This is a genomic window from Streptomyces sp. NPDC001732 (assembly GCF_053596315.1).
In genome coordinates, this window is sequence record NZ_JBSFFY010000131.1 from 1 (window position 1) to 6,919 (window position 6,919).

The window sequence follows — 6,919 nt, forward strand, 5'->3', positions numbered from 1 at the left end:
CTTGTACGACGGCGACGCGACCGACACGAACAAGCCCTCCCCAGGCACCATCAACCCGAAGATCATCCCACTCCGTCAGCCAACGTGACAGCACCGTTCAGCCTCTTCAACCAGTTGTCGGGCTTGACTGGCGCGACCCGCCAGTCCGGTGTCGTCGCGGAATTCCGCGATGGTCAACGCGTACCGCGTCGATCCGGCAGCCAGCGGCGCCAGGGGCGGCGCGGGATCCGTGGCAGCGGTGGCAGGTCCGCGGGCAGGGGAACCGTGTGGGTCCGCAAGGACGCCTCGTTCGCCGGATCGGGCTCGGGACCGCCGGTGTCGTAAGGGTCCGGGGGGTTTGGCGGACTGCCGTTCGGAGGTTCGGCGACACTGCCCGCGGGCACGGTTGGAGGCTCGGGGATCGGCTCGCGCACAGGGCCGCCCCCGCCCAGGGTGATGGTGTGGTCCGGTTGCGGGGTCGGTTCCGGCTGCGACCGAGGTTGCTCGGAGAACGTCCCGGTGTGAGGGTCGGGCTCGCCGTCCTCGTCATGACCCGGGTGCGACGCAGGCAGGGCGGACGGGCGCACGCCGTCCCGTTCGAAGACCTTTCCCGCGTGTTCCCGCGTCTGGCGCCGGATGGCCTCGGGCAGCCATTTGCCATGGGCCAGCAGCCGGGACACCTCGTCCGTCTCCGCTGCGGGCAACATGTTGATCAGCTCGGTGATCGAGGGCCGGGACAGTGGATCCTTGTCGAGGCAGGGGCGGATCAGTGAGGCGATCTGGTCTGGCACACGGCTGAGGTCGGGCTCGTCATGGACGACCCGGTACATCACCCCTAGCGCGTTCGTCCCCTCGAACGGCCCAGCACCCGTGGCGGCGTACATCAGCGTGCACGCCAAGGCGAACACATCGCTGGGGGGGCCCGACTTGTCGCCCCGGACCTCCTCCGGCGACATGTATCCAGGGGTTCCGATGACCACTCCCGTACGCGTTAGGGCGGTCGCGTCGGCGAGGGCAGAGATACCGAAGTCGATCAGTCGGGGGCCGTCCTCTGCGAGCAGTACGTTCGACGGTTTCAGGTCGCGGTGCACGATGTCCACCGCATGGATCGACTCCAACGCACCGAGCAGCCCCAGCCACAGGGCCAGCAGTGTCGGCGGCGCCAGCGGACCGAACGCGGAGACCGCCTGGTTCAGGGAGGGCCCTGGAACGTACTGGGTCGCCATCCACAGACGCTCTTCGTCCATATCGGACGACGTCAGGACGGCAGCAGTGAAATGACCGCTGACCCGCGATACCGCGGCCAGTTCACGCTCGAAGCGGGTACGGAACTCCCGGTCCTGCGCAAACTGGTCGTGCAGCACCTTGACCGCGGCCAGGTGCCCCGTGCGGGAGCGGCCGAGATACACCTTGCCCATGCCGCCGGACCCCAGCCGGCCGAGCAGTTGGTAGGGCCCGATCCGCGCAGGATCCGAACTCTCCAGGGCGGAGCCGACTCCAGGGCCGATCCCCCCTCCCTCCCGTACGCCGTCCATTTCCCGCCGGTTCACGGCGAGCCTCCGTGGGGCCCGGTGCCGTAGAAGATCTGCTCCCTGAGCCGCCGGTCCGCCTTCTTGCGCCAGAAGGCCAGCAGCACGCGGTTCTCGATGGTTTCGGGAGCGTCCGGGCCCAGGACGCGGTTGAGATCCGGCAGGACCGCGTGGAACTGGCGGATGGCCTCACCTACCTCACCCTGTACCGCAGTCCAGTGGGCCAGCCGCGCCCTGCTGACCAGCGTGGCCCTGTCATCGGAACCGAGGACCCAGGCGATGTCGCTCACCAACAGACCGAAGATCCGCACCGCTTCCGCGGCTTGCCCCGTCTCTCCGGTCCAGTGGGCGAGCTGGCTGCGTGCGAGCAGGGTCTCGCGGTCGTCGGGGCCCAGCACCCGTTCGAGATCCGGTACCGCGGCGGCGAACAGCCGCCGCGCCCGGCGCCGCCGTCCCGCGGCGCCCGACCAGTGGGCCAGTCGCGAGCGGCTGAGGAGGGCGTGCCGATCATCGGGGCCCAGGGCCCAGGACACGTCCGGCACCAGGTCCGTGAGCAGCCGCACGGCACGCTTGCTCCCACCGGCCCGGCCCGTCCACTGCGCCAGGTTCATACGCCCGGTGAAGGTCTCGCGGTCCTCCGCGCCCAGGACGCGGGACAGATCGGGTACGAGTTCACCGGTCAGCCGCGCCGCCGCGGCCGGGTCACTGGCCTCCCCAGTCCAACGAGCCAGCCGGGCACGGCCAATGAGGGTCTCGCGGTCATCGGGGCCCAGGACGCGCACAAGGTCAGTGAGGACGGAGGTGGTGCGGCTCAGCGCCTCATGATGTCTGCCCGACTCGCCCATCCAATGCGCGAGTTGGCTCTGGCCCACGAGCGTGGCGCGGTGGTGCGGACCGAGCACGCGCGTCATGTCATCGACGGCGGCAGTGGACAGCCTGAGCGCCTCGTCGGTGTCACCCTCCCGCCCGGTCCAGTAGGCGAGGTTGATCCGCCCGACGAGGGTGACCGGATCGTCCGGCCCCAGCGTCCTGGTGAGATCGGGCACCACTTCGTTCAGCAGACGCATGGCCTCGCCGGTCTGGCCTTCCTCGCCACGGCGGCGGCCAAGGTCCCAGCGGGCCAGCAGCCCTTCCCGGGTGCCGGGAGGCCCGCCAACCTCGGTCTCGGTGACCGGCCCGCGTCTGGCACGCGGGCGGGGCCGGGCCAGGATCAGGAACTCTGCGGTGTCCGTTCCGCATTGCTGGGGCTCCGGCAGACCCTTGGCCGGCAGCACCCGCTTGAGGTGCCGGAACAATGCGCCCAGCGTGACCTCGGCCGAGGACGTGGTGGGGATGCCGTCCCGCAGGGTGAGCAACAGTTCGCCAGTGAACGCGGTGTGCCGTTCGCCGTCCTGGAAACGGGCGGGCTCGTTGGCGGCTGCCGACGTCAGCGTATAAGTGCCCGTGATCTCCATCTGGTCGATGAGCGGCTCGTACCTTCCGGACAGCCCACCTGTGATGGCGCGTCCGGAGAAACAGCAGTCGAGGATGAGCACCCGGTTGCGCGCCGGAGTGGCCAGAAACGCCTCGCGGATTCCCTGGAACGGGAAGGCCGTGAACGACGGTGCCTCGCTGACGGACTTGGACAGCCCGAGATACAACTCGCGCCGCTCGTGGCCGATCAGTCCGTGCCCCGCGTAGTAGACGAGAAAGACGTCTTCGGCCTGGCGGGCGGCCTCCAGCAGCGGCAGTCCGAGATCCCTCGGCGTGGCCGGGTCGAGAACCGTGCGGGTGGATTCCGTGGAGAAGGCCCCTGGCCGGCCTTCGGTGAGCAGTCGCTGAAGGTCACGGACGTTGTTGCGTACGGCCGAGACGCCGGGCAGCAGGGCATCCTCGGTGTACTCCGCTGTGCCGACCAAAACAGCGCGTGAACGAGCCGGGTCGGGTGGGCGCATCATGCTCAGCCCTCCGCTTCGGACGCCCCACCGAGAGCGGGAGCGGCTCCATCAGAGACAGCCTCCCTACCCGTATCCGTGTCCGAATGCAGGGCCGTGCGCAGCAGGTTCTCGACCGCGTCGAGGTTCTTCGCGTGCTGAACCGTCAGTTCCGTACGCGTTCCGTCGGGGGCGATCACTTTGACCCGTACTGTGCTGCGGCGCGGCTGGCGCACGTAGACCGCAACCGCCCTGGCCAGTGCTGTCAGTGCACCTCCGGCGCCGACCGCCACGATGAGGGTGTCGCTCCAGGCGCCCAGTTCGCCCGCATCAGGTGCGGACGGCGGAACGTGCACCCGTCCACGCAACAGCGCCTCGTCGCTAAGCCAATCCCTGAGGTCCGCAAGGGAGTCAGGCCCTTCGGAGCCGTCCACCGCAAGCAGGGATCGCATGGCAAACCGCCTCTCCACCGCACGCCTTTTCTCATCGGGCCCGCGGATAGGCGGCCCCCCGTGTGCTGTTCCTCACATCAGTGTGCCACTTCGCGAATCGTGGGGGTGCCGAAAGAATGCGCTACGCCCCCCGGAACTCCTCCACCTCCTCCGTATCTGACCCGCTCCGCCTTCGGCTGTGCTGCGTGCTGGGCTTCGCACACCCTGGGCTGTTCGCCCTGTCTCTTCGGGCCGGGGATTGCCGGCTGGCGCCGGGGCTGCTCACCGGCGGCTGACCTCTGCGGCGTAGTCGGCACCGAAGCCCTGGCACTCGCGGGTCCAGTTGTCTCCGGTGGACTGGTGAAATCCGAGCAGTCGGCTGATGACGACAGCGGGCAGCTCCGAGGCAATGTCCATCAGCGATGCGTGGCGGGCGAGTTGAGGCGGGACGCCGATCGCCTTCAGGCGTCGGCCGAGGGTGTGCGGGGCGATCGGCTGCCCGGGGTAAGTGCTGTGGAACAGCCACTTGGGTTCCTCGATCGGGATGGTGGCCGCGCGGCCGTTCCGGCGCTCGACGAGTTGGCGGAGCAGGTTGTCCAGGGGCGCGGGGATCTCGACGGGGACTCGCCCGAGCTTCAGAGCGAGCGTGTCGCCACGGTCGACGATGTGCTCGGTGGTGAGGCGGCTGATGCGGCCAACAGGCTGGGCGAAGAGCAGAAGGAGCGGGCCGGCGGCTCGGTCGGCGACCTGGAGTTGCTCATCATGGACGAGGTGGCGGACCAGGGCCCAGCGTTGGTCCTTGCCGATGATGCGCGCGGTGAAGTAGGTGCTGATGACCGGCGCGGTCAGCGGTCGGCTGTGGCCGCGTCTGCTGGTCCAGAGCAGGAATCCGCGGACCGTGGCGCGGGTGGCGGGGCCCCCGCTGAGCCAGGCGTCCACCTGGTCCTGGGTGCAGGTGGCCAGGGTAATGCCGCCATCGTGGAGCCATTCCAGCAGGCGGACCACGTTACGGATCTCGATCCGGACGGTCTCGGCCCGGCCGTAGGTGACCAACTCTCCGGCGGGCAGGCGGCGGAGTCTGCGCAGGGGCTGCCAGCTCATGTAGTTGCGCAGGATCCGGCGCTCCTCGGCGGACGAGACGCGGGCGATCGTCTTGGTCAACCATCTTTCCAGCCTGGCCAGTTGCTCGTCCCGCGTGGGCAGGGCTCCTGCGGCGACCAGCGCGGCACGCAGATATTCCACGGTCGGCGCGGCGGCGAAACGGTCAAGGACCTCGTGAGTGACCGGCCCATGCTCCATCGCCAGGGTCTGGAGGACGGCCCGGCGGGCGGAGACCTTGTGGATCCAGTGCAGCACGGTGTGGGGCGGCGGCTTCAGCAGCGCCTGAAAGACCGGTTCCAGTTCCGGGCGCACGAGACCGCCCGGCGAGCTGAGCACGTCGCGCAGGTCAGCGGAGCGCGCGCAGGCGGCGCACCGTCCGTGCCGGTAGAGCCGTTCGACGGACCCGCACTGGGTGCAGGGACGGTGGGCGGCGGGATGCTTGGACCAACAGGTCTGGCACAGGGGCCCGCCCTCGGGGGTCCGGCCGCTGGTGCGGAAGATTCTGCCGCAGCCGGCGCACGGCTTGGGCTTGTTGCCGCAGTTTCCGCACAGCGGCTCGCCGGTGGCGGTGCGGTTGTTGACGCGCCGGTGCTTGCCGCAGCTGGCGCACACGGCCTCCTCGCGCTCCTTGGCGCTGCAGGGAAGGCACTTGGGGGCGTCGGTGGCAGCGAAGTAGCAAGGTCCGGGTGCACCGCAGGTCGCGCAGAGGGCGGTGGGGATCTCGCGGCAGGCGGCGCAGACTCCGCCGTCGTCGGTGCGCGACTTCCTGAAGCGCATCTCGCCGCAGACGCTGCACGGCCGGTGGTTGAACGGGTCGTGCTGGCGGCAGGTGCCACACACGGGTTGGCCGTCGTACCTGCGTCCGCCGATCGGTCGCACGCGTCGGCAGACGGCGCAGGTCTCGATCTTGCTTTCGTTTCGGCAGGGCTCGCAGCAGCGCAGGCCGTCGCGACGCTGTTTGAGGTCGGTGGTGCGCCGACAGAACGGGCACAAGGGGACGACCACGCCCTGGGCGCCGCGATCGATCAGCGCCTGGGCCAGGGCGGAGATCTTGGGTGGTCCCTCCGCACCGCGTCCGGTCAGCAGGCCAGGGGTGTCTTCCAGCGCCCACAGCAGCCGCAGCTGGCCGGGGCGCGTGGGATCGATCGAGCGGATGGCCTGCTGAGCTGTCTCGGGCGAGATACCGAAGGCGCCGGTGGCGATCAGCTTGGCCAGTTCCCGGGCCGGGTCTGTGGCGCCCCAGGGCGGATGGGCCCGGCAACGGGGCCGACCGGCGCGGTCGCGTCCGGCGAGGGTGGTGCTTCCGCAGATGACGCAGGGGTTGGCGCGCCAGAGGCGGCGGTTGCCGCAGGCGCTGCAGATGCGTGCGCCGTCGCCGAGACCGGTCAGCGGACGCTCGCGCCCGCAGTCGCTACAACGGGGCAGTACCAGCTTTTCGGCGCCGGCCTCACGCAGCGCCCGGATGAGCCGTTCGATCGCACGTGGCCCCTCGGGACGACCGGACGTCAGCAGATCCGGCCTGGCCTGGAGGACTTCGGCGAGCGTCCGCAGCTGGGGTCGCTGGCGGAAGACCGTCCGCAGCACGGCGGCGACGTCGATCCGCTCGCACGCGGCATCGGCCGACGGGACGATCTCACCGATCACGGCCTCGGGCTCCGTGGCGGAGCGCGGCAGCTCACCGCCGGGCACGAGACGCGCCTACTCGGGCACGATCCGGGCCCGCTTGGGCCGCAAGTCGCCGAGCCCGGCGTCCTTCCCGGCCGCCGGTCCGCCGCTGGCCGCGGCGCTGTGACGGCGCCGCGAACCGGCCGCCGCGACGGGCTCGATGAGCTCATCCATGCTGCAGCCCAGGATGTCGAGCAGCGCCATGAGATGTTGTCAAGTTAACGGGTGCTTGATCATCTGCCGGGGTGCCGGGGTGTTCCGGGGTGCGGTCTTGATGCCTGGTTCAGGCCGCGGCGGGCAG

At 70.1% G+C, this 6,919-nt stretch carries 5 protein-coding genes; all 5 read right to left on the reverse strand.

Going from position 1 to position 6,919, the window contains the following annotated elements:
• Positions 1 to 173: 173 nt before the first annotated feature.
• Complete coding sequence (locus tag ACWCXX_RS40015) at positions 174 to 1,514, reverse strand: serine/threonine-protein kinase (RefSeq protein ID WP_451136092.1); 1,341 nt, start codon at positions 1,512 to 1,514, stop codon at positions 174 to 176.
• An 11-nt stretch (positions 1,515 to 1,525) separates the two neighbouring features.
• A complete protein-coding gene (locus tag ACWCXX_RS40020; protein WP_451136084.1) occupies positions 1,526 to 3,406 on the reverse strand; it encodes a caspase, EACC1-associated type in 1,881 nt (626 codons plus the stop codon).
• 41 nt (positions 3,407 to 3,447) lie between these two features.
• The gene (locus tag ACWCXX_RS40025; protein WP_451136086.1) at positions 3,448 to 3,873 is read right to left on the reverse strand and encodes an effector-associated constant component EACC1; all 426 of its coding nucleotides are present in this window, start codon (positions 3,871 to 3,873) and stop codon (positions 3,448 to 3,450) included.
• Between the two features lie 261 nt (positions 3,874 to 4,134).
• On the reverse strand, positions 4,135 to 6,642 hold the full coding sequence (locus ACWCXX_RS40030; RefSeq protein ID WP_451136088.1) for a hypothetical protein: 2,508 nt from the start codon (positions 6,640 to 6,642) through the stop codon (positions 4,135 to 4,137).
• Positions 6,643 to 6,651: 9 nt separating this feature from the next.
• Positions 6,652 to 6,792, reverse strand: a complete 141-nt coding sequence (locus ACWCXX_RS40035) for a hypothetical protein (RefSeq protein WP_451136090.1) — start codon at positions 6,790 to 6,792, stop codon at positions 6,652 to 6,654.
• Between the last annotated feature and the right edge of the window lie 127 nt (positions 6,793 to 6,919).